This is a genomic window from Arenimonas aestuarii, from assembly GCF_054781715.1.
Genome location: NZ_BAAGTW010000004.1, coordinates 76,055 through 98,974, shown reverse-complemented (window position 1 = coordinate 98,974; position 22,920 = coordinate 76,055). Strand labels below are relative to the sequence as shown.

The following is a 22,920-nucleotide window of genomic DNA, read 5'->3' as shown; positions in this document are numbered from 1 at the left end:
CTCACTGGCCGGCCCGGGTCACAGGTCGTTGTCGTCGCCGGGCAGGCGGGTGAGGATCTCGACGCCGTCGTCGGTCACGACCACCGTGTGCTCCCACTGGGCCGACAGCGACTTGTCGCGGGTGACCACGGTCCAGCCATCACCCAGCAGCTTGGTGTGGCGGGAGCCTTCGTTGATCATCGGTTCGATGGTGAAGGTCATGCCCTTCTGGAGCACCACGCCGGCCCCCGGCTGGCCGTAGTGAAGCACCTGCGGGTCCTCGTGGTAGATGCGGCCGATGCCGTGGCCGCAGTACTCGCGCACCACCGAAAAACGCTCGCCCTCGGCGTACTTCTGGATGGCGTGGCCGATGTCGCCCAGGGTGGCGCCGGGCTTGACGGTGCGGATGCCGCGGAACATGGCCTCGCGGGTCACGTCGACCAGGCGCCGGGCCTTGACGCTGGGTTCGCCGACGAAATACATGCGGCTGGTGTCGCCGTGCCAGCCATCCTTGATGACCGTGACGTCGATATTGATGATGTCGCCGTCCTTGAGCACCTTGGCGTCACTGGGGATGCCGTGGCAGATGACGTTGTTGACCGAGGTGCAGACCGTGGCCGGGAAGCCCTTGTAGCCGACGTTGGCGGGCACGGCCCCCTGCACGTTGACGATGTGGTCGTGGCAGATGCGGTCAAGCTCGGCGGTGCTGACGCCCGGCTTGACGTGCGGGGCGACCACCTGCAGCACTTCGGCGGCCAGGCGGCCGGCTACGCGCATGCGCTCGATGTCTTCGGGGCTCTTCAGGCTGATATGCATGGCCGGGATTATCGCCCAGTTGCGGCCTCTTGGGCCAGCCGGCTATACTCCCGGGGCTCGGAAAACCCCTGTAGGGGCCTACGATCCGCCCACGCCGGGCGTCACCGGTGAATTCACACGCCAGGCAATCCCCCGCCCCGGGGTGCCCGCGGACCACGGTCCGGGGGTTCGAGGCGGCGGCCTGGCGGAGGCCCAACCCCGGAGCTTCGACGTCGCCACTGTGCGGCCGGCTCCCTGTCTGCAAAGGAAACACCATGTCCCAGGTCACCATGCGCCAGATGCTGGAAGCCGGCGTTCACTTCGGCCACCAGACCCGCTACTGGAACCCCAAGATGGGCCCGTACATCTTCGGCGCCCGCGGCAAGATCCACATCATCAACCTCGAAAAGACCCTGCCGCTGTTCCAGGACGCGATGAACTTCGTCTCGGGCATCGCCCAGAAGCGCGGCTCGATCCTGTTCGTCGGCACCAAGCGTTCGGCCCGCGAGTCCGTCAAGGAAGAAGCCGAGCGTTGCGGCATGCCCTACATGAGCATGCGCTGGCTGGGCGGCACCCTGACCAACTTCGCCACCGTCAAGAAGTCGGTTGCGCGCCTGAAGGAACTCGAGGCCGCCGAAACCGACGGCACCTTCGAGAAGCTGGTCAAGCACGAAGTGCTGGGCCTGCGCCGCGAGCGCGACAAGCTTGAAGCCTCCCTGGGCGGCATCAAGGACATGGGCCGCCTGCCCGACGCGCTGTTCGTGATCGACATCGGCCACGAGAACATCGCCGTGCAGGAAGCCAAGAAGCTGGGCATCCCGGTGGTCGCCGTTGTCGACACCAACTACGACCCCAACCTGGTGGACTACGCCATCCCGGGCAACGACGACGCCATCCGCGCCGTGCAGCTGTACGTGCGCGCCGCCGCCGACGCCGTGCTCGAGGGCAAGGCCGCCTCGCCGCAGGCCCACGTCGCCGCCGCCGACGACTTCGTCGAGCTCGATGGCGAAGGCAACCCGGTCGCCAAGGAAGACAAGAAGCCGGCCCCGCGTGCCCGCGCCCCGCGCGCGCCCCGCGCCGCCAAGTAAGAACGGCGTCATGCCGCGGCGCCATGCTGCGCCGCGGCCCCCCTTTTCGCGCACGCCGGCTTCCCGCCGGCGCGCCACACACTGAATCTGGAGAAACCCATGGAAATCACTGCTTCCCTGGTCAAGGAACTGCGCGAGCGCACCGGCGCCGGCATGATGGAATGCAAGAAGGCCCTGTCCGAAACCAGCGGTGACATCGACGCCGCGGCCGAGGCCCTGCGCAAGTCCGGCCTGGCCAAGGCCGACAAGAAGGCCGGCCGCGTGGCCGCCGAAGGCCGCATCGTCGCGGCCCAGGACGGCGGCAAGGCCGTGCTGGTCGAGATCAACTCCGAGACCGACTTCGTGGCCAAGGACGACAACTTCCTGGCCTTCGCCGACGCCGTCGCCCAGGCCGCCCTGGCCTCCGGCGCCGCCGACGTGGACGCCCTGAAGGCGGCCAAGGTCGCCTCCGGCGACACCGTCGAGGAAGCCCGTGCCGCCGTCATCGCCAAGGTCGGCGAGAACGTGCAGGTGCGTCGCCTGGCCAAGGTCGACAGCGCCAACCACGTCGCCGCCTATATCCACGGCGGCCGCATCGGCGTGCTGGTCGAGCTCAAGGGCGGCGACGCCGAGCTGGCCCGCGGCATCGCCATGCACGTGGCGGCGATGAACCCGCCGCACAACAAGGCTGCGGACGTACCGGCCGACTTCATTGCGAAGGAAAAGGAAATCGAGATGGCGAAGATGTCCGACAAGGACAAGTCCAAGCCCGCCGAAATCCTCGAGAAGATCATGGCCGGCAAGGTCGCCAAGATCGTCAACGAAGTCACCCTGTACGGCCAGGCCTACGTCCTGAACACCGACCAGACCGTCGAGCAGGCCGTCAAGGCCGCCGGCGCCGACGTGGTGCAGTTCCAGCGCCTGGCCGTCGGCGAAGGCATCGAGAAGGTGGTCGAGGACTACGCCGCCGAAGTGATGAAGCAGGCCGGCCTGGCCTGAGCCATCGCGCCATGATCCAAGGCGAGGGCCGCGGGCTTACCCGCGGCCCTTTCTTTTTGCTGAATGGCGGGCCGGGGCGGTTCATGCCGGGTTGGGCCGGGGCTTGCAAGCCTTCCGTGCACCCATCGTTCCATCAGGGAGCCCGCCATGAAAACCCACGCCCCCCTGCTGTGCCTCGCCCTGCTCGCCACTGGCCCCGCCCTGGCGCAGAACGTCGAATCCGGCCCGCAGACCCGCTTTGAAGCCCGGACCGGCCCGGTGACCGTGGTTTCGGTGCAGCCACCGCTGCCAAACGCCAGCGAATACGCGGTCAAGGTCGCTGACCTGGACGCCAATGGCGACCGGCGCCTGAGCCGCGCCGAAGTGCCGGATGACCACGCCCTGCACTACGAATGGAAGCTGGTGGACCGCAACCGCGACGGCTTCGTGACCGACGAAGAGCTGGCGAACTGGAAATAAGCGCCGGGCCCACGTCCGGGACTGGCCCGTGATCGGCTAGAATTCCGCTGTTTGCCCAGCCACCGGAGAGCCCCATGAGCACCCAGCCCCTGAAGTACCGCCGCATCCTGCTCAAGCTCTCCGGCGAGGCCCTCATGGGCAACGAGGACTACGGCATCGACCCGAAGGTGATCCAGGCCATGGCCAAGGACATCGTCGAGGCCCAGCGCGCGGGCGCCCAGATCGGGCTGGTGATCGGCGGCGGCAACATCTTCCGCGGCGCCGGCCTGGCCGAAGCCGGCATGGACCGCGTCACCGGCGACCACATGGGCATGCTGGCCACGGTCATCAATGCCCTGGCCATGGCCGACGCGCTGGAAAAGGAAGGCGGCTTCGCCCGGGTGATGAGCGCGATCAAGATCAACGAAGTCTGCGAGGACTACATCCGCCGTCGCGCCATCCGGCACATGGAAAAGGGCCGCATCGCGCTGTTCGCCGCCGGCACCGGCAATCCCTTCTTCACCACCGATTCGGCCGCCGGCCTGCGCGCCAGCGAGATCGGCGCCGACCTGCTGCTCAAGGCCACCAAGGTGGACGGCATCTACGATTCGGACCCGAAGAAGAACCCCAGCGCCAAGCGCTTCGAGCACCTCAGCTACGACGAGGTGATCGCCCGCAACCTGCAGGTGATGGACACGGCCGCCTTCGCCCTGTGCCGGGACAACAAGGTGCCGGTGCGTATCTACGACATGATGCAGCCGGGTGCCCTGATGCGCATCCTGCGCGGCGAGCCGCTGGGCACCCTGGTCGACGCGGGCTGAGCGCCGCCGGGCGCCAGCGCCTATAATCCCGGGCTTGCCCCCGTCACCGACCCGTCCGCGGAGCCAGCGATGCTCGAAGAAATCAAGAAAGACGCCCTCACCCGCATGAACAAGTCCGTCGAGGCCTTCCGCCACGACCTGACCAAACTGCGCACGGGCCGGGCCACCACCGCCCTGGTCGACCACCTGAAGGTGAACTACTACGGCTCCGACATGCCGCTGACCCAGGTCGCGAGCGTGTCGGTGTCCGATGCCCGGTCGCTGACCATCACGCCCTGGGAAAAGGGCATGGTGTCCGCGGTCGAGAAGGCCATCCTGGCCTCCGACCTGGGCCTGACGCCCAATACGGCCGGCACCGTCATCCGCATCAACCTGCCGCCGCTCACCGAGGAGCGCCGCAAGGAGCTCTCCAAGCACGTGCACGCCGAAGGCGAAAACGCCAAGGTCGCCATCCGCAACGTGCGCCGCGACGCGATCCAGGGCGTCAAGGAACTGCTCAAGGAAAAGCAGGTCACCGAGGACGAGTCGCATCGCGCCGAGGACGAGATCCAGAAGCTCACCGACAAGGCCGTCAAGGACGTGGACGAAGTCGTCAAGGCCAAGGAACAGGAGTTGATGGCGGTTTGAGCCAGGCCGCCACGATGCCCGCCCCGCCTTCGGCGCGGCTACCCCGCCACCTGGCCGTCATCATGGACGGCAACGGCCGCTGGGCGCAGCGCCGCAACCGCCCGCGTACGCTGGGCCACCGCGCCGGCGCCAAGGCGGTGCAGGTGTGCGTGGACTACTGCCTGGCGCGGGGCATCGAGGCGCTTACGCTGTTCGCCTTCTCCTCGGAAAACTGGAACCGGCCCGAAGAAGAAGTCGGCGCCCTGATGAAACTCTTCCTGCGCATGCTCGACAGCGAAGTCGACGAGCTGCACCGCCGCGGCGTGCGCCTGTCCTTCATCGGCGACCGCAGTGGTTTCCCGGAAACGATCCGCAGCCGCATGGCCCAGGCCGAGCTGCAGGTTCCCGCGCAGCTCAGCCTGGCCCTGAACATCGCCGTGGGCTACGGCGGCCGCTGGGACATCGCCCAGGCCTGCCGCAGCCTGGCCGAAGACGTCGCGGCCGGTCGCCTGGCCCCCGCGGACATCAACGAAACCCTGCTCGGCGAACGCATCAGCCTGGCCGGCCTGCCCTCGCCCGACCTGTTCATCCGCACCGGCGGCGACCTGCGCATCAGCAATTTCCTGCTCTGGCAGCTCGCCTATACCGAACTGTGGTTCACCGAAACCCTGTGGCCCGACCTCGACGACAGCGTGCTGGACGCCGCCATGGCCGCGTTCGCCGACCGCGAGCGCCGCTTCGGCCTGACCAGCGCCCAGGTCGCCGGAGGCGCGACGTGAGCCGCCGCCAGCGCATCACCACGGCCGTGGTGCTGGCGCCGCTGCCGATCCTGGCGGTGCTCTTCCTGCCCACGCCCTGGCTGGCGGCCATCGTCGCCCTGGTGCTGCTGGCCGGCCTGTGGGAATGGACCCACTTCGCCGGCGTGCACGACCGCCTGCCGCGTGCGGCTTTCCTCACCGCCAACGCTCTGATGATGGCCGCCCTGGTCTGGGGCGCCGGCCCCGGCCTGTTCACGCTCAAGCTGATGAGCATGGTGGGCGTGCTGTGGTGGGCGGTGGTCTGCCTTTGGCTGGCCCGACCCGCTTTCGGCGGCGCCGACACAGCCGCCAACCGCAGCCTGAAGCTGCTGGCCGGCACCCTGGGCATCATCCCGGCCTGGTGTGCACTGGGCTGGCTGCACTCGGAAGACCCCTTCGGTGCCCGCTGGACCCTGTTCGCCCTGCTGATCGTCTGGGCCGCCGACAGCGGCGCGTATTTCGCCGGCTCCCGCTGGGGCCGGCGCAAGCTGGCACCCACCATCAGCCCGGGCAAGAGCTGGGAAGGCGTCTACGGTGGCCTGGCCACCTGCGCGCTGCTGGCTATCCCGGCCGTGCCGCTGCTGGGCCTGGCCTGGTCGCAGCTGCCGGCGCTTTGGCTGGTCACCCTGGGGGTGGCCGCCATTTCGGTGGTTGGCGACCTGTTCGAAAGCCTCATGAAGCGCCAGTCGGGGGTCAAGGACTCGGGCGACCTGTTCCCGGGCCATGGCGGCCTGATGGACCGGCTCGACAGCATCCTGGCCGCCCTGCCGGTGTTCGTGGTGGGCAAGGCATGGCTCGGCCTCTGAACACGATCGCCCTGCTCGGGGCCACCGGGTCGATCGGAAGCTCGACCCTGGACGTCGTGGCCCGCCATCCGGACCGCTTCCGGATCGGCGCGCTCACCGCCAATGGCCGCGTGGACGCCCTGCTGGCGCTGTGCGCCCGTTTCCGCCCCGATACCGCCGTGGTGGCCGACCCGGCCGCCTACCCCGCCCTGCGCGACGGCCTGGCCGACCTGGGCCTGTCCACGCGGGCCCTGGCCGGTCCCGCGGCACTGGACGAGGTCGCCACCGATCCCGTCAACGGCACCGTGGTCGCCGCCATCGTCGGCGCCGCCGGCATGGCCTCGACCCTGGCCGCGGCCCGCGCCGGCAAGCGCCTGCTGCTGGCCAACAAGGAATCGGTGGTCCTGGCCGGCGACCTGCTGGTGCGCGCGGCCCGCGAAGGTGGGGCCACCCTGCTGCCGGTCGACAGCGAACACAACGCCATCTTCCAGTGCCTGCCCGCCGATGGAAGCCGCCAGGGGGTTCGCCGCCTGCTGCTGACCGCTTCGGGGGGTCCATTCCGCGGCCGCGACCGCGCGGCGCTGGCGGCGGTGACGCCGGACCAGGCCTGCGCCCACCCGAACTGGTCCATGGGCCGCAAGATTTCCGTGGATTCCGCCACCCTGATGAACAAGGGCCTGGAAGTCATCGAGGCCCGGCACCTGTTCGGCCTGCCGCCGGAACGCATCGAAGTAGTGGTGCACCCGCAAAGCGTCATCCACTCGCTGGTCGACTACATCGACGGCTCGGTGCTGGCGCAGCTGGGCAACCCCGACATGCGCACGGCCCTGGCCCATGGCCTGGCCTGGCCCGAACGCATCGATTCGGGCGTGGCACCGCTGGACCTGGCCGCCCTGGCCCGTTTCGACTTCGAGCCGCCGGACCTGGAAACCTTCCCCTGCCTGAGCCTGGCCTACCGCGCCCTCGAGGCCGGCGGCGGCGCTCCCGCCGTGCTCAACGCCGCCAACGAAGTGGCCGTTTCAGCCTTCCTTCAGGGCAAACTGGGCTTCCTAGACATTCCTGACCTGGTCCAGGCCTGCCTGGATGCCCATCCGGGCGGCCCGGCCGACTCCCTGGAAGACCTGCTTGAAACCGATGCCGCGGCCCGGCGCCTGGCCGGGGAAATGATCGCGAGGATGCGACGGCAATGACGGAATTCTTCGGCTCGGTGTGGTGGCTCATCGTGAGCCTCGGCATCCTGGTCACCTTCCACGAGTTCGGCCACTACTGGGTCGCGCGGCGCTGCGGCGTGCGCGTGCTGCGGTTCTCGGTGGGCTTTGGCAAGCCGATCTGGAAGCGCATCGGCCGCGACGGCACCGAATACGCCGTGGCCTGGATTCCGCTGGGCGGCTACGTGAAGATGCTCGACGAGCGCGAGGTCGAGGTCGCCCCTTCCGAGCGCCACGAGAGCTTCAACGCCAAGTCGGTCTACCAGCGCATCGCCATCGTCGCGGCCGGGCCGATCGCCAACCTGCTGCTGTGCATCGCCCTGCTTTGGCTGATGTTCGTGGTCGGCAAACCCGACTTCCAGCCCGACATCGGCCGCGCCGAGGGCATCGCCGCCGAAGCCGGCTTCCAGGCCGGCGACCGGCTGCTGGACGTCGGCGGGCGCCAGACCCGCACCTGGAGCGAGGCCGGCATCGCCCTGGCCACCGCCGTCATGGACCGCGAGCCCACCGCCGTGCGGGTGCGCACCGCCGACGGCGACGAGCGCGTGCGGATGCTGCCGCTCGACCGCCCCGGCCTGGTGCTGAGCGAAGAACGCCCCTTTTCGGACCTCGGCCTGAGCCTGGCCTGGCCGGCCGTGATCGGGGAGGTCTCGCCGGGCTCGGCGGCCAATGCCGCCGGCCTGAGGGCCGGCGACCGCATCCTGTCCCTGGGCGGCCGCCCGGTGCAAACCTACGACCAGGTCTCGCCCCTGCTGCAGGAACTGGCCGGCCAGGACCGCCCGCTGGCCCTGCAGGTCGAGCGCGACGGCCGCCGTCAAATGCTTGAGGTCCGCCCGCAGCGGGTCGAGCGCGAAGGCGCGATGGTCTGGCAACTTGGCGTTTTGCCTGCGGCCCTGGAACAGGACGCCCTGCTGCGTTTCGGGCCGCTGGCCGCGGTCCCGGCCGCCCTGGCCGAGACCCGGCAGATGACCTCGGACGTGCTGGGCATGCTCTGGCGCATGGTCTCGGGGCAGGCATCGCTGAAGAACATTTCCGGCCCGATCACCATCGCCCGGGTCGCCAACGGCAGCGCCGGACTGGGCCCCGCATGGTTTCTTAACTTCCTCGCGATACTCTCGCTGAGCCTGTGCATCATGAACCTGCTGCCCATCCCCGTCTTGGATGGTGGGCACCTGCTGTATTACCTTATCGAGCTGGTCAAGGGCAGTCCGGTCGGCGAACGCGGCCTCATGGCGGGCCAATACATCGGCCTGGCCCTGCTGGCCGGCCTGATGGGATTAGCCTTTTACAACGATATTCTTCGGCTCGGCTCCTGAGCTTCCACCCATTGCGGGCGATTCCGCCCGGTTTCCACGGATTGACGATGACGCGACCCACTGTCCGACGCTGCCTCCTGAGCATCGCGCTCGCCGCCGCCCTTGCCGGCCCCGCCCACGCCCAGAACTACGAGCCATTCCAGGTCGCCGACATCCGCGTCGAAGGCCTGCAGCGCATCTCCCCGGGCACGGTATTCACCTACCTGCCGGTCGAACGTGGCGACACCCTCGACCGCGGCCGCTCCGGCGACGCCATCCGTGCCCTGTTCCGCACGGGATTCTTCAGTGACGTCAAACTCGAGCGCCAGGGCGACATCCTGGTCGTGGTGGTGACCGAGCGACCGGCCATCAACAGCATCACGCTGACCGGCAACAAGGACATCAAGACCGAGGACCTGATGGTCGGCCTGCGCAGCATCGGCCTGGCCGAGGGCGAGACCTACAACCCGCTCAACCTCGACCGCATCACCCAGGAACTGATCCGCCAGTACAACAACCGCGGCAAGTACAACGTCTCGATCCTGCCGAGCGTCTCCAACCTCGACCGCAACCGCGTCGACGTCACCATCATCATCGAGGAAGGCAAGGCCGCACGCATCCGCGACATCAACATCGTCGGCAACGAAACCTTCATCGAGGAAGACCTGCGCGAGACCTGGGAATCGGACACCAGCAACTGGCTGTCCTGGTACCGCCGCGACGACCAGTACTCGCGCGAAAAGCTCTCCGGCGACCTCGAAAAGCTGAGCAACTACTACCTCGACCGCGGTTACGTCGACTTCAACGTCGAATCCACCCAGGTCGCGATCAGCCCCGACAAGCGCGACATCTTCGTCACCGCCAACGTCGCCGAAGGCGAGGTCTACACCATCGGCGAGGTCAAGGTCTCGGGCGACACCATCCTGCCGGTCGAGGAGATGGAGAAGATGCTGTTCGTGCGCGAGGGCGGCACCTTCTCGCGCGCCCGCGTCGAGCTGAGCACCGACGCGATGGTCGCGTTGCTGGGCAACATCGGCTACGCGTTCGCCCAGGTGAACCCGGTTCCGGACATCGACCGCGAAAACCGCGTCGTCGGCCTGAACTTCTTCGTCGAGCCGGGCCCGCGCGTACAGGTCCGCCGCATCGTCTTCAAGGGCAACACCGGCACCGCCGACGAGGTCCTGCGTCGCGAGATGCGCCAGTTCGAGGGCGCCTGGTTCTCGCAGGCCGCGGTCGACCGCTCCAAGGTCCGCCTGCAGCGCCTTGGCTTCTTCGAGACGGTCGACATCGAGACGCCCGAGGTCGCCGGCGCGCCGGACCAGGTGGACGTTGTCGTCAACGTCAAGGAACGCAACTCCGGCCAGTTCACCTTCGGCCTGGGCTACCAGCAGACCTTCGGCCTGATCACCAGCCTGCAGCTGGTGCAGAACAACTTCCTGGGCACGGGCAACCGCGTTTCCATCGCGGTGCAGAACAACAGCTTCTCCAAGCAGTACTCGATCGGCTACACCGACCCCTACTTCACCGATTCGGGGATAAGCGTCGGCTACAACCTCAGCCACAGCGACTACAGCTACTCGCGCCAGGACGCCAACCTGGCCCAGTACAACAACGCCGTGTCCGCCGCCGAGGTCCTGGTGGGCCTGCCGCTGACGGAAACCGATTCCATCCAGTTCTCGCTGGGCATCGACCGCAACTCGCTGACTACCCAGGACGGCTTCACGCCCGAACCGCTTATCCAGTACCTGGTCAGCACCCTGGGCGACCGCCAGCGCTTCCCGCAGTTCCACGTCGACGACGACCGTGATCCCACGACGCCGCCGGACAACGACGACGACGACCCGACCACCACCGATCCGCTGCAGTTTGGCGGCTCGCGCAAGTGGAACGTCAACGCCTGGCGCCTGCAGACCGGCTGGGTGCGCGATTCGCGCAACGACTTCCTGCTGCCCACCCGCGGCACCTACCACCGCATCAGCGCCGAAGTCGTGCTGCCCGGCAGCGACCTGGAGTACTACAAGCTCGGCTACAACTTCGAACACTACATCCCGCTGGCCAACTGGCTGGTCGCGAAGTTCGGCGTTGAACTCGGTTACGGCGACAGCTACGGCGACACCGGCGATGCGCTGTGCACGAGCTTCGACACCGAAGGCGACATCATCACCACCACCACCAAGTGCGGCCTGCCCTTCTTCCGCAACTATTACGCCGGTGGCCCGAACTCGATCCGCGGCTTCGAAGTGAACACGGTCGGCCCGACCTACCAGTTCAGCAGCGATGGTTTCCGCCAGCCGATCGGCGGCTCGCTCAAGACCGCTGGCACGATCGAGTTCTATTTCCCGACGCTGTTCGACAGCAAGGGCACCCGCCTGTCGGCGTTCATCGACTACGGCAACGTCTACAACGGCTTCGAGGACTGGGAAGCCAAGACGCTGCGCATCTCGACCGGCGTGTCGCTGCAGTGGGAATCGCCGATGGGCCCGATCCAGATCAGCTACGCCCTGCCGATCCAGCGCGAGCGTTCCGACCAGATCGAGCGCCTGCAGTTCACCTTCGGCGGCAGTTTCTAGGGCCGGGGCGATGCCCGCCCCGTCGCCGACGCTGGCCGAACTCGCCGCGCGCTTCAAGCTTGGCTTGCGCGGCGACGGTGATATCCGCATACGCGGGGTAGCCACGCTGGCGGCTGCCGGGGAGGGCCAGCTGGCCTTCCTGGCCAACCCACGCTACCGCCAGGAGCTGGCCGGCACCGGCGCTTCGGCGGTGGTGCTGGCCGAAGCAGATGCCGCTGGTTGCCCGGTGCCCTGCCTGGTCGCCGCGTCCCCGTACGCGGCTTTTGCCCGCATCGCGGCCCTGTTCGACAGTTCCCCGGCCTCGCCGCCGGGCGTGCATGCCTCGGCCGTGGTCGCCGCCGACGCACAGGTCGACCCCGGCGCGCATGTCGGGCCCTTCACCAGCATCGGCGCACGTTGCCGCATCGGCGCCGGCGCCGTCATCGGCCCGGGCTGCATCATCGGCGACGACTGCGAGATCGGGCCGGGCTGCGAGCTGCTCGCGCGGGTCACGCTGGTTGCCCGGGTGCGGCTGGGCGCCCGCGTGCGGGTGCATCCCGGGGCGGTGATCGGCGCCGAGGGTTTCGGCCTGGCGATGGATGCCGGACGGTGGCTGAAAGTACCCCAGCTGGGCGGCGTGCAGATCGGCGACGACTGCGAGATCGGCGCCAACACCTGCATCGACCGCGGCGCCCTGGAGGACACCGTGCTCGAGGAGGACGTGCGCCTGGACAACCTGGTGCAGGTCGGCCACAACGTGCGCATCGGCGCCCACACTGCCATGGCCGGCTGCGTGGCCATCGCCGGCTCGGCCCGGATCGGCCGCTATTGCCTGGTCGGTGGCGGCGCCGGCATCGCCGGGCACCTCTCGGTCTGCGACAAGGTGACCATCACGGCCATGAGCCTGGTCACCGCCTCGATCACCGAGCCGGGCGAGTACGCCTCGGCCATGGCCGCGCAGGAGGCCCGGCGGTTTCGCCGGAATGCCGCCCGTTTCCGGCAATTGGACGCGCTCGCGCGTAGAATGGGCGCCCCGCCCAAGGATTGAATCCGCCAAGGAACCCCAGGATGAGCGAAGACGCCATCAAGCTGCCCGTGGATGTCGCCTGCATCCTGCACCTTTTGCCCCACCGTTACCCTTTCCTGCTGGTCGACCGGGTGGTCGAGCTGGATGCTCACAAGCGCATCCGCGCCATCAAGAACGTCACCTTCAACGAACCCTATTTCCAGGGGCACTTCCCGGGTCGTCCGGTGATGCCCGGGGTGCTCGTGATCGAGGCCATGGCCCAGGCCGGCGGCCTGCTCACCCAGTTGTCGCTGCCACGCGACGCCATCGGCGACGGCAAGCTGTTCTACCTGGTGAAGGTGGACAACGCGCGCTTCAACCGCATGGTGGTGCCGGGCGACCAGCTCGACATCGAGGTGGTGCTCAAGCGCAATATCCGCAACATGGCGCTTTACGAAGGATCCGCCCGCGTCGATGGCAAGGTGGTGGCCAGCGCGGAAATCCTCTGTGCCGAGGGCAAGGAATAGGATGATCCACCCGACTGCCCTGATCGACGCCACGGCGCGGATCGGCGAGCGGGTCGAGGTTGGCCCCTACGCGATCATCGGCGCCGACGTGGAAATCGGCGACGGCTGCCGGATCGGCCCGCACGCGGTGATCAGCGGGCCCACCCGCATCGGCCGCGACAACGTCATCCATGCCCATGCCACGGTCGGCAACGACCCGCAGGACAAGAAGTTCGCCGGCGAGCGAACCGAGCTGGTGATCGGTGACGGCAACACCATCTTCGAGTTCACCACCCTCAGCCGCGGCACCGCCGACGGCGGTGGCATCACCCGCATCGGCAGCCATAACTGGATCATGGCCTATGTGCACATCGCCCACGACTGCGTCGTCGGCGACCATTGCATCCTGGCCAACAACGCCACCCTGGCCGGGCACGCCGAACTGGGCGACTGGGCGATCCTGGGCGGCTTCGCGGGCATCCACCAGTTCTGCAAGATCGGCGCCCACGCCTTCATCGGCATGGGCAGCCTGGTCAACGCCGACGTGCCTCCCTTCGTGATGGTCGCCGACAAATACGCCGCGCCCCGCGGCATCAATGCCGAGGGTCTCAAGCGCCGCGGTTTCGACGCCGAGCGCATCTCGTCGATCAAGCGCGCCTACCGCGCGCTCTATCTTTCCGGCAAACCGCTGGCCGAAGTGCGCGGGCAGCTGGCCGCCGGCGCCGCCGACTCGCAGGACGTGCAGCTGATGCTCGATTTCATCGAACACAGCGGGCGCGGCCTGCTGCGCTGAAACCGGCATGGGCGGCGACCAGCCGCGTCCGCTGCGATTCGCCCTGGTCGCCGGGGAAGCCTCCGGTGACCTGCTCGGCGCCGGCCTGGTGCGCGAACTGAAGAAACGTTTCCCGGACGCGCAGTTCGCCGGCATCGGTGGGCCGCGCATGCTGGCCGAGGGATTCGAGGCCTGGCATGAAAGCGGCGAACTGGCGGTGATGGGCCTGGCCGAAGTGCTGCGCCACCTGCCGCGCCTGCTGCGCCTGCGCGCCGGCCTTCGTCGCCGCCTGATGGACTGGCGGCCCGACGTCTTCATCGGCATCGACGCCCCGGACTTCAACCTGGGCCTGGAAAAAAAGCTCAAGCAGGCCGGCATCCGCACCGTGCACTACGTCAGCCCTTCGGTCTGGGCCTGGCGCGAAGGCCGGGCGGCGAAGATCGGACGCAGCGCCGACCGCGTGCTGTGCCTGTTCCCGATGGAGCCGCCGATCTACCAGCGCCACGGCATAGACGCCCGCTTCGTCGGGCATCCCCTGGCCGAAGCCTTCGAGGCCGTGCCCGATCGACAGGACGCGCGCGAGCGACTGGGCCTGCCGCAGGACATTCCCGTACTGGCCGTGCTGCCCGGCAGTCGCCAGGGCGAGATTGGTCGCCTGTGGCCCACCTTCATCGACGCCGCCCGCCTGGTGACGCTGCAGATGCCGGGCCTCGCCGTGGCCGTGCCGGCCGCCGACCCGGCCTGCCGCGCCGCCATCGAGCAGGGCCTGGCGAAGTCGCAGCTGGCCAACGTGGCGCTCTACGACGGCCAGGCCCACGACGTGATGGTGGCCGCCGACGTGGTGCTCCTGGCCTCGGGCACTGCGGCGCTCGAAGCCATGCTCGCCAAGCGGCCCATGGTCGTGGGCTACCGCATCTCGGCGCTGACCTACCGCCTGGTGATGGCCCTGGGCCTGATGCGCGTCAGCCTGTACAGCCTGCCCAACGTACTGGCCAACGAACCAATCGTGCCCGAACTGATGCAGCACGACTGCACCCCCGAGAACCTCGCCGAAGCAGTGATGCTCTGGTTCCGCGATCCCGAGGCCAGGGCGGCGCTGCTGCCGCGCTACGAACACATCCACGCCAAGCTTCGCGGCCACGCCGACGCCGACGCCGCGGACGCCGTCGCCGACCTGCTGGCGGGCCGATGAACCGGCGGCTGGTCGCCGGCGTCGACGAAGCCGGTCGCGGCCCGCTGGCCGGACCCGTGGCGGTGGCGGCGGTCATCCTCGACCCGGCGCGGCCGCTGGCCGGCCTGGGTGATTCCAAGGCGCTTTCGCCGTCACGCCGCGAAACCCTGGCCCCCCTGATCAGGACCCAGGCACTGGCCTGGCACCTCGAGTGGGTGTGGCCCGCGGAAATCGACCGCCTGAACATCCTGCACGCCACGATGGCCGGCATGTCGCGGGCCCTGCACGCGCTCGAACCCGCCCCCGTGCACGCGCTGGTCGACGGCAACCGGCTGCCGAAGGACCTGCCCTGTCCCGCCGAGGCCCTGGTGAAGGGCGACGCCCGCGAACCAGCGATCATGGCTGCTTCCATCCTGGCCAAGGTCGCCCGCGACCAGTACATGCGCGAACTCGAACACCGGCACCCGGGTTACGGCTTCGCATTGCACAAGGGTTATCCCACGCCCGAACACCTCGACGCGCTGCGTCGACTGGGCCCCTGCGAACAGCACCGCCGCAGTTTTGCACCCGTGCGCGCGCTGCTGGCGCCGTCGCTGCTCGGCTGAACGAACCGGCACTGGACACCCGCGCCACACAGGCGTAAATCAACAATTGCATCCCGGCGGATGCGGCGGCCCGCGGCCACCGCCGACCAGCCGCGCACCGCGCCCACCACCGGCCGGCAGCGAGGACTGCCATGCGCCACGAACCTCCCCTCCCGGCAGGCACCGCCCTGCCCTTGCCCCGCCTTGCCCGCCACGACGGCCCCGCCTTTGCCGGGCCGGTGCCGCTTGCTCCCCGGGCCATCGCGGACTTCAACGACCTGCTGCACGAACTGCACCCCGACGCGCCGCACGTGGACGCCGACGCCGTGGCCAGCGTCGCCCGCTGGCTGATGGAGCTGCCGCCCGAGCAGGGCGAAGCCCTGCTGCAGGCGCGCCTGGGACGGCTGGCCGAACTGCAGGCCCTGGTGGCCGATGCCGACTGGGCGGTCGAACCGGCCCTGGCCCGGCGCATTGGCCGCATGCTCGCCTACGTTGACCGCGTGCGCGACCTGATCCCCGATGACACGCCGCGGGTCGGGCGCCTCGACGATGCGCTGCTGGTCGAGCTGGCCTGGCCGATGGTCGCCGAGGAACTGGAGGACTATCGCGACTTCCAGCGCTTCCGCGAAGAATCGGGCGACGCCTTCGGTGGACATCCCAGCCGCGAGAACTGGCTGCAGTCGCGGCTCGAGGAAGGCGCGCTTTGGGAACAGCTGCATCGCGTCCGCCACCAGCACTACGTCGACTACGGGCCGCTGGTTGGTGGCCTGCGCGTGGTCTGAATCCCGGCGAAGCTGTCGGCATGCTGAATTGGGCCGAAGGTAACGGCCACTTCCGGAACGCGACGATGACGATGCAACGGAGCAAGCTGGCGCGGCATCTGTGAAAGGCAGGTGCGCGGGGAATCGTCCCCGCGCCCACTGCCCTCTGGAGTCCGCCATGTTGTCCACCCTCCACGATCCGCTCGCCCTTCGACTGCCGCCCGAGTCCGCCGACTCCCGCCGCCGCCACGTCGGTGACCTGGCCCTCGAGGAAACCGCCGTCGCGCGCTTCAACGCCCTGCTAGCAAGGCTCGACCCCAATGCGCCGCACGTCAGCGCCGACCAGCTGGTCACGCTGGCGCGCTGGCTGCAGGAACAACCGCGCGAGCGCGCCGTCGCCATCCTGGCCGAACGCCTTCGCCGCGCCGAACACCTGCGGCGCATGCTCAACGACGGCGACTGGGAGCTCGACGCCGAGCTGCGCGAACGTTCGCGCATGCTCATCAGCTACCTGCACGAGGTCGACGACCTGATCCCCGACGACCTGCCCCTGGTCGGCCATCTCGACGACGCCCTGCTGGTCGAACTGGCCTGGCCGGCCTTCCGCGACCAGACGCTCGATTACGGCGACTTCTGCGACTTCCGCAAGGATGAACAGCCCCGAGGCACTGGCGCCGAACGGCGCATGGCCTGGGAAAACACCCGCCTGGCCGAACTGGCGCTGCTGCAGCAGCGCCGGGACGTGCGCTCGCGCCCCTACGCCGGTGGCCAGCCCTTGCAGGCGCTGTTCCGGGTCTCCTGAGCGGGTGAGGGTGCGGGGGCGGGCGCCCCCGTCGTCGGGGTAAACTGCCGGCTGGTCTTTGGCAGCCGGCATGTCCCCGCAATTCGTCCACCTCCACCTGCACAGCGAATATTCGCTCACCGATTCGAGCATCCGCATCCCGGAGCTGGTGTCGCGCTGCGCCGCGCTCGGGCTGCCGGCGGTGGCGGTCACCGACACCAGCAACCTGTTCGCGCTGGTGAAGTTCTACAAGGCCGCCGAAGGCGCGGGCCTGAAACCCCTGGCCGGCGCCGACCTGTGGATCGAAACGGGCGCCGCACCTGCGCGCCTCACCCTGCTTTGCCTGGACCAGGAAGGTTACCTGGCGCTGTCGCGCCTGATCAGCCGCGCCTACCTCGATGGCCACGCCGGTGACTACGTCGCGGTGCAGCCGGAATGGCTGTATGCCGACAATGCCGGCCTGGTGGCCATCGCCGGGCGTGAAAGCCCGCTGGGTCGCTGCCTGATGGGCGGGCGCGAGGAAGCCGCGCGCCAGCAGCTCGACGAACTGGCCCGTGCCTTTCCCGACCGCCTCTACCTTGAACTCACACGCACCGGCCGCGAAGGCGAGGACGCCTTCAATGCGGCCGCGGTGGCGCTGGCCGGCGAACAGGGGCTGCCGCTGCTGGCGAGCAACGACGTGCGCTTCCTGTCGCGCGACGACTTCGAGGCGCACGAGGCGCGCGTGTGCATCGCCACTGGCCGCGTGCTCGACGACCCCAAGCGCCCGCGCGAATACACCCGCGAGCAATACCTCAAGTCGCCCGAGGAAATGGCCGAGCTGTTCGCCGACCTGCCCGAGGCGCTGGAGAATACCGTCGAACTGGCCAAACGCTGCAACCTGGCGCTGAGCCTGGGCAAGTACTTCCTGCCCGATTTCCCGGTTCCCGAGGGCCACACGCTCGACAGCTGGATCCGCGAGGAAGCCCACCGTGGCCTGGCCGGCCGCCTGGCCCGCATCGACCTGGCGCCGGGCAAGTCCGCGTCCGACTACGCCGCGCGCCTGGACACCGAACTCGACGTCATCGTGTCCATGGGTTTCCCGGGTTACTTCCTGATCGTCGCGGACTTCATCAACTGGTCCAAGTCCAACGACATCCCGGTCGGCCCGGGCCGCGGCTCGGGCGCCGGCTCACTGGTGGCCTACGCCCTGGGCATCACCGACCTCGACCCGCTGCGCTACGACCTGCTGTTCGAACGTTTCCTCAACCCCGAACGCGTGTCCATGCCCGACTTCGACGTCGATTTCTGCATGGACCGGCGCGACGAGGTGATCGACTACGTCGGCCAGAAGTACGGCCGCGACAAGGTCAGCCAGATCATCACCTACGGCACCATGGCCGCCAAGGCCGCGGTGCGCGACTGTGGCCGCGTGCTGGGCCATCCCTACGGCTTCGTGGACAGCATCGCCAAGCTGATCCCGAACACCCTGGGCATCACCCTCGACGACGCCCTGGGCCTGAGCGAAAAAGCCCGCAAGGACGCCGACCTGGCCTCGGCCGAACTGATCACGCGCTACCAGTCCGAGGACGACGTGCGCGACCTGGTCGACCTGGCGCGCAGCCTCGAGGACCTGACCCGCAACGCCGGCAAGCACGCCGGCGGCGTGGTGATCGCGCCGACGCCGCTGACCGACTTCAGCCCGCTGTTCGCCGAGCACCTGGCCAAGGGCGAATCGTCGCGCTCGATCGTCACCCAGTTCGACAAGGACGACGTCGAGGCCGTGGGCCTGGTGAAGTTCGACTTCCTGGGCCTGCGCACGCTGACGATCATCGACTGGGCGGTGAAGGCGATCAACGTTCGCCGCGAACGCGCCGGCATCGAACCCGTCGACATCATCGCGCTGCCGCTGGATGACCCCGACACCTACGCCCTGCTGTCGAAGGGCCAGACCACGGCGGTGTTCCAGTTCGAATCGCGCGGCATGAAGGAATACATCCGCAAGCTGCAGCCCTCGACCTTCGAGGACCTGATCGCGCTTGCCGCCCTGTACCGCCCCGGCCCGCTTGGCGCGGGCATGGTCGACGACTTCATCGACCGCCGCCATGGCCGCGCCGAGGTCAGCTACCCGCACCCGCTGCTCGAGCCGATCCTCAAACCCACCTACGGCGTGATCGTCTACCAGGAACAGGTGATGCAGATCGCCCAGGTCCTGGCCGGCTATTCGCTGGGCGGCGCCGACCTGCTGCGCCGCGCGATGGGCAAGAAGAAGCCCGAGGAAATGGCCAAGGAGCGCGTCAAGTTCGAGGCCGGCGCGGCCGAGCGCGACATCGACCCGGGCAATGCCACCGCCATCTTCGACCTGATGGAGAAGTTCGCCGACTACGGCTTCAACAAGTCGCATTCGGCGGCCTATGCGCTGGTGGCCTACCAGACGGCCTGGCTCAAGGCGCACTACCCGGCCGAGTTCATGGCCGCCACGATGTCCTCGGATATGGACAACACCGACAAGGTGGTCACGTTCCTGGACGAGGCGCGCGAAATCGGCCTGGCGGTGCTGCCGCCGGACGTGAATTCGTCGCAGTACATGTTCGTCGCACTCGACGCAAAAACCGTGCGATATGGCCTGGGCGCGGTGAAGGGCGTGGGCCGCGGCGCCTGCGAGGCCATCGTCGAGGCGCGGCAGTCCGGCGGCGAATTCCGCGACCTGCTCGATTTCTGCCAGCGTGTGGACAGCGGCAAGCTCAACCGGCGCGTGCTCGAAGCCCTCGTGCACGCCGGCGCGCTCGACGGCATCGGCGCCAACCGGCCCTCGCTGCTGCTGCAGGTTCCCGAGGCGATGAAGGCCACCGAACAGCTTGCGCGCGAACGCGAGGCCGGCCAGGTGTCCCTGTTCGGCGGTGGCGGCGATGCGCCGGCCATCCACATCGAACTGCCCGAAGCGCCCGACTGGCCGCTGGAAACCAAGCTGCTGGGCGAGCGCGAAACCCTGGGCCACTACCTCAGCGGCCACCCGCTCGATCCCTGGCGCGAAGAACTGCAGTCCCTGGTCGGCGCCAGCCTGGCCGACCTCGACGCGATCTGGTCCAGCAAGAAGGACCGCCGCGGCGAAGCCGCCGTGGTGCTGGCCGGCCTGGTCGGCGCGGTGCGAAAGCGCGGCGAGACCATGGCCTTCGCCCGCCTCGAGGACGGCCGCGGCCAGCTCGAGGTCGCCTTTTTCCGGGAAGCCTTCGCCGAGTCGGGCCACCTGCTCTCCCGCGATCGCATCCTGCTGGTCGAGGGCAACCTGGCCGAGGACCAGTTCAGCGGCGGCTTCGTGCTGCGCGCCCGGCAATGCTGGGACTTCCACGCCCTGTGCGCCGAACACGCCCGTCGCCTGTCGATAACCGTGGACCTGCGCGCCAAGGGCACCTGGGAGCGCCTGGAAACGGCCCTGGCCGGCTTCCGCCCCGGCGCCACGCCGCTGCGCCTGGACCTGCTCAGCCCGCGCAAGGCGCGCGGCAGCCTGGACGTGAACGGCGCCCTGGGCGTGCGCACCGAACCGGGCCTGCTGAGCCAGCTGCGCGCCCTGCCCGGCGTCAGCCAGGTCAGCCTGGCCCTGCATCGTCCCTGGCAGCAGGGCGGCTGACGGTTCTACCGCGGGCCTTTGCCCGGTAGAATCACGCTTCTGAGTATTTGCTCCAGGCAGCCGAATGAACCCCAACTTCCTCGATTTCGAACAACCCATCGCCGAACTGGAAGCCAAGATCCAGGAACTGCGCAAGGCCAGCACCGGCCCGGCGGTGAACATCGAGACCGAGGTCAACGGCCTGCAGGAAAAACTGCGCGCGCGTACGGCCGAGATCTTCAAGGCGCTCACGCCCTGGCAGATTTCCCAGCTGGCCCGGCATCCGCAGCGGCCCTACACCAACGACTACATCGGCCTGATGTTCGAGGAATTCCACGAACTCGCCGGTGACCGCGCCTTCGCCGACGACGCCGCCATCGTCGGCGGCCTGGCCCGCATGGACGGCCGCGCGGTCATGGTCATCGGCCACCAGAAGGGCCGCGACACCAAGGCCAAGATCCGCCGCAACTTCGGCATGCCGCGCCCCGAGGGTTATCGCAAGGCACTGCGCCTGATGAAGATGGCCGAGCGCTTCCGCCTGCCGCTGCTGACCTTCATCGACACGCCCGGCGCCTATCCCGGCGTCGGCGCCGAGGAACGCGGCCAGTCCGAAGCCATCGCCCGCAACCTGCTGGAAATGGCCGAGCTCAAGATCCCGGTCATCTGCACCGTCATCGGCGAAGGCGGCTCCGGCGGCGCCCTGGCCATCGGCGTCGGCGACCGCACCCTGATGCTTGAATACAGCACGTATTCGGTCATTTCGCCCGAAGGCTGCGCCTCCATCCTGTGGAAGTCGGCCGACAAGGCGCGCGATGCCGCCGAAGCGCTGGGCCTGACCGCCAAACGCCTGTTCGAACACGGCCTGGTGGACGTGATCGTGCCCGAACCCCTGGGTGGCGCCCACCGCGACCCGGCCGTGATGGCGGCGACGCTCAAGCAGCAGATCCAGCTGGAGCTGGCCGCGCTGGACAAGCTCGAGAGCCCTGTCCTGCTCGAAGAGCGCTACCAGCGCCTGCGCCGCTACGGCGCCTACGAGGCGGCCTGAGCCCGGGGCCCCAGCGCCCCGCCCCGCCATGGCCTTCGCCCTGCCCCCGGTTCCCCGCGATGGCCCGCTGCTGCTGGCCTGCAGCGGCGGCATGGATTCAACCGTGCTGCTGCACCGGCTGGCCCGGGAACCGGCGCTGCGCGCACGTGGACTGCGCGCCGTACACGTGGACCACGGCCTGCACCCCCAATCAGCCGCCTGGGCCGAGGCCTGCGCAGCGAATTGCCTGCAACTGGGCGTCGACCTGCAGATCCTTCGCGTGAGCGTGGTCGAAACGGGCCAGGGCCTGGAAGCCGCCGCGCGCGAGGCGCGCCACGCCGCCTTCGCGCAATCGCTTGCCCCCGGGGAAGGGCTGGTCACCGCCCACCATCGCGACGACCAGGCCGAAACCGTGCTGCTGCGCCTGCTGCGCGGCGCCGGCGACGGCCTGGCCGCGATGCGCCCGCTGCGCCCCTTCGCGGACGGCTGGCTGTGGCGGCCGCTGCTGGACGTGCCACGCGACACCCTGCAGGCATATGCCCGCGACCATGCCCTGCACTGGCTGGAAGATCCCTCGAACCAGTCGGACCGGCACGACCGCAACTTCCTGCGCCACCACGTGCTGCCGCGCCTGGCCCAACGCTGGCCGCAGGCGGGCCAGTCACTGGCCCGCAGCGCCCGCCTGCTGGCCACCCAGGCCGACCTGCTGGCCGGAGAAGACCAGCGACGCCTGGCCAGGGTGCAGGGCATCGACCCGGCCACGCTGAGCCTGCCGGCCCTGATGGCCGAAGCCGCCCCCTGGCGCGCCCGCCTGCTGCGGGCCTGGGTCGCCAGCCTCGACCTGCCGCCGCTGCCGGGCGACGCCCCGGAGAGCATCGAGTCGGACCTGCTGGCGGCCCGGCCCGATGCCGGGGCCTGTTTCGCCTGGTCGGGCGCCGTGGTCCGGCGCTGGCGCGACCTGCTGCACGCGGGCCCCGACCTGCCGCCGCTGGACGCCAACTTCAGCGTGGCGTGGTCGGGCCGGGAGCCGCTGGTGCTGCCGACGGGCGACCTGCTCCGGCTCGAGCCCGCCAGGGCCTTCGACGCCCCGCTGCGCGTGCACGCGCGCCAGGGCGGCGAACGCCTGGTGCTGCCGGGTCGCGAACACCACACCACGCTCAAGCATGCGCTCCAGGACCTGGGCGTGCCGCCCTGGGAACGCGCCCGCCTGCCCCTGCTGAGCCAGCCCGACGGCGACCTGCTCGCCGCCGGCGACCTGGTGGTGGCCGCGCGATTGCAGGACTGGCTGGATACGCAGGGAGCGCGGCTTCATTGGGAACCCGGCGTTGATCCGCGTGCCGGACTAGGTCCCCTCCCCCGTTGACCCTCAACCGGCGAGCCTCCAAACTTC

General features: G+C 69.1%; 21 protein-coding genes. 20 read left to right on the top strand and 1 reads right to left on the bottom strand.

From position 1 onward, the window contains the following. Positions 1–18 precede the first annotated feature (18 nt). Positions 19–795 (bottom strand): type I methionyl aminopeptidase, encoded by a 777-nt coding sequence (gene map, locus ACYVJH_RS01260; RefSeq protein ID WP_460452854.1) that lies wholly within the window; start codon positions 793–795, stop codon positions 19–21. 254 nt (positions 796–1,049) lie between these two features. Between map and rpsB the strand changes: the two genes are divergently transcribed. The 20 genes from rpsB to tilS all read left to right on the top strand — a co-directional run bounded on the left by rpsB (position 1,050) and on the right by tilS (position 22,893). Then, on the top strand, positions 1,050–1,862 hold the full coding sequence (rpsB, locus tag ACYVJH_RS01255; protein ID WP_460452853.1) for a 30S ribosomal protein S2: 813 nt from the start codon (positions 1,050–1,052) through the stop codon (positions 1,860–1,862). Positions 1,863–1,961: 99 nt separating this feature from the next. After that, on the top strand, positions 1,962–2,840 hold the full coding sequence (gene tsf, locus ACYVJH_RS01250; protein WP_460452852.1) for a translation elongation factor Ts: 879 nt from the start codon (positions 1,962–1,964) through the stop codon (positions 2,838–2,840). A 147-nt stretch (positions 2,841–2,987) separates the two neighbouring features. Further along, positions 2,988–3,299, top strand: coding sequence for an EF-hand domain-containing protein (locus ACYVJH_RS01245; protein WP_460452851.1), 312 nt, complete (start codon positions 2,988–2,990; stop codon positions 3,297–3,299). A 74-nt stretch (positions 3,300–3,373) separates the two neighbouring features. Beyond that, on the top strand, positions 3,374–4,099 hold the full coding sequence (pyrH, locus tag ACYVJH_RS01240; protein WP_460452850.1) for a UMP kinase: 726 nt from the start codon (positions 3,374–3,376) through the stop codon (positions 4,097–4,099). Between the two features lie 69 nt (positions 4,100–4,168). Further along, positions 4,169–4,726: a ribosome recycling factor gene (gene frr / locus ACYVJH_RS01235; protein ID WP_460452849.1), complete on the top strand. Its 558-nt coding sequence runs from the start codon at positions 4,169–4,171 to the stop codon at positions 4,724–4,726. 14 nt (positions 4,727–4,740) lie between these two features. After that, on the top strand, positions 4,741–5,484 hold the full coding sequence (gene uppS / locus ACYVJH_RS01230; RefSeq protein ID WP_460452848.1) for a polyprenyl diphosphate synthase: 744 nt from the start codon (positions 4,741–4,743) through the stop codon (positions 5,482–5,484). Continuing rightward, a complete protein-coding gene (locus ACYVJH_RS01225) occupies positions 5,481–6,308 on the top strand; it encodes a phosphatidate cytidylyltransferase (protein ID WP_460452847.1) in 828 nt (275 codons plus the stop codon). Before uppS ends, ACYVJH_RS01225 begins: the two co-directional genes overlap by 4 nt. Next, positions 6,293–7,477, top strand: coding sequence for a 1-deoxy-D-xylulose-5-phosphate reductoisomerase (locus ACYVJH_RS01220; RefSeq protein WP_460452846.1), 1,185 nt, complete (start codon positions 6,293–6,295; stop codon positions 7,475–7,477). The genes ACYVJH_RS01225 and ACYVJH_RS01220 overlap by 16 nt, the downstream gene beginning before the upstream one ends. Further along, on the top strand, positions 7,474–8,811 hold the full coding sequence (gene rseP, locus ACYVJH_RS01215; protein WP_460452845.1) for an RIP metalloprotease RseP: 1,338 nt from the start codon (positions 7,474–7,476) through the stop codon (positions 8,809–8,811). Before ACYVJH_RS01220 ends, rseP begins: the two co-directional genes overlap by 4 nt. A gap of 47 nt (positions 8,812–8,858) precedes the next feature. Then, positions 8,859–11,360: an outer membrane protein assembly factor BamA gene (gene bamA, locus ACYVJH_RS01210; RefSeq protein ID WP_460452844.1), complete on the top strand. Its 2,502-nt coding sequence runs from the start codon at positions 8,859–8,861 to the stop codon at positions 11,358–11,360. Between the two features lie 10 nt (positions 11,361–11,370). Then, complete coding sequence (gene lpxD / locus ACYVJH_RS01205; RefSeq protein WP_460452843.1) at positions 11,371–12,387, top strand: UDP-3-O-(3-hydroxymyristoyl)glucosamine N-acyltransferase; 1,017 nt, start codon at positions 11,371–11,373, stop codon at positions 12,385–12,387. A gap of 20 nt (positions 12,388–12,407) precedes the next feature. Beyond that, a complete protein-coding gene (gene fabZ, locus ACYVJH_RS01200) occupies positions 12,408–12,872 on the top strand; it encodes a 3-hydroxyacyl-ACP dehydratase FabZ (protein WP_460452842.1) in 465 nt (154 codons plus the stop codon). A gap of 1 nt (position 12,873) precedes the next feature. Beyond that, positions 12,874–13,644, top strand: a complete 771-nt coding sequence (lpxA, locus tag ACYVJH_RS01195; RefSeq protein ID WP_460452841.1) for an acyl-ACP--UDP-N-acetylglucosamine O-acyltransferase — start codon at positions 12,874–12,876, stop codon at positions 13,642–13,644. Continuing rightward, complete coding sequence (gene lpxB / locus ACYVJH_RS01190) at positions 13,607–14,815, top strand: lipid-A-disaccharide synthase (protein ID WP_460454243.1); 1,209 nt, start codon at positions 13,607–13,609, stop codon at positions 14,813–14,815. Before lpxA ends, lpxB begins: the two co-directional genes overlap by 38 nt. Then, positions 14,812–15,399, top strand: coding sequence for a ribonuclease HII (gene rnhB / locus ACYVJH_RS01185; protein ID WP_460452840.1), 588 nt, complete (start codon positions 14,812–14,814; stop codon positions 15,397–15,399). Before lpxB ends, rnhB begins: the two co-directional genes overlap by 4 nt. A 131-nt stretch (positions 15,400–15,530) precedes the next feature. Further along, positions 15,531–16,160, top strand: a complete 630-nt coding sequence (locus ACYVJH_RS01180; RefSeq protein ID WP_460452839.1) for a YkvA family protein — start codon at positions 15,531–15,533, stop codon at positions 16,158–16,160. Between the two features lie 157 nt (positions 16,161–16,317). Beyond that, the gene (locus ACYVJH_RS01175; protein WP_460452838.1) at positions 16,318–16,941 is read left to right on the top strand and encodes a hypothetical protein; all 624 of its coding nucleotides are present in this window, start codon (positions 16,318–16,320) and stop codon (positions 16,939–16,941) included. A gap of 70 nt (positions 16,942–17,011) precedes the next feature. Beyond that, positions 17,012–20,527 carry a DNA polymerase III subunit alpha gene (dnaE, locus tag ACYVJH_RS01170; RefSeq protein ID WP_460452837.1) on the top strand — a complete coding sequence of 1,172 codons (3,516 nt, stop codon included), beginning with the start codon at positions 17,012–17,014 and terminating at the stop codon, positions 20,525–20,527. A 64-nt stretch (positions 20,528–20,591) separates the two neighbouring features. Then, the gene (locus tag ACYVJH_RS01165) at positions 20,592–21,551 is read left to right on the top strand and encodes an acetyl-CoA carboxylase carboxyltransferase subunit alpha (protein ID WP_460452836.1); all 960 of its coding nucleotides are present in this window, start codon (positions 20,592–20,594) and stop codon (positions 21,549–21,551) included. Between the two features lie 28 nt (positions 21,552–21,579). Beyond that, entirely contained in the window at positions 21,580–22,893 is a 1,314-nt protein-coding gene (gene tilS, locus ACYVJH_RS01160; protein WP_460452835.1) for a tRNA lysidine(34) synthetase TilS, read from the top strand. Positions 22,894–22,920 lie beyond the last annotated feature (27 nt).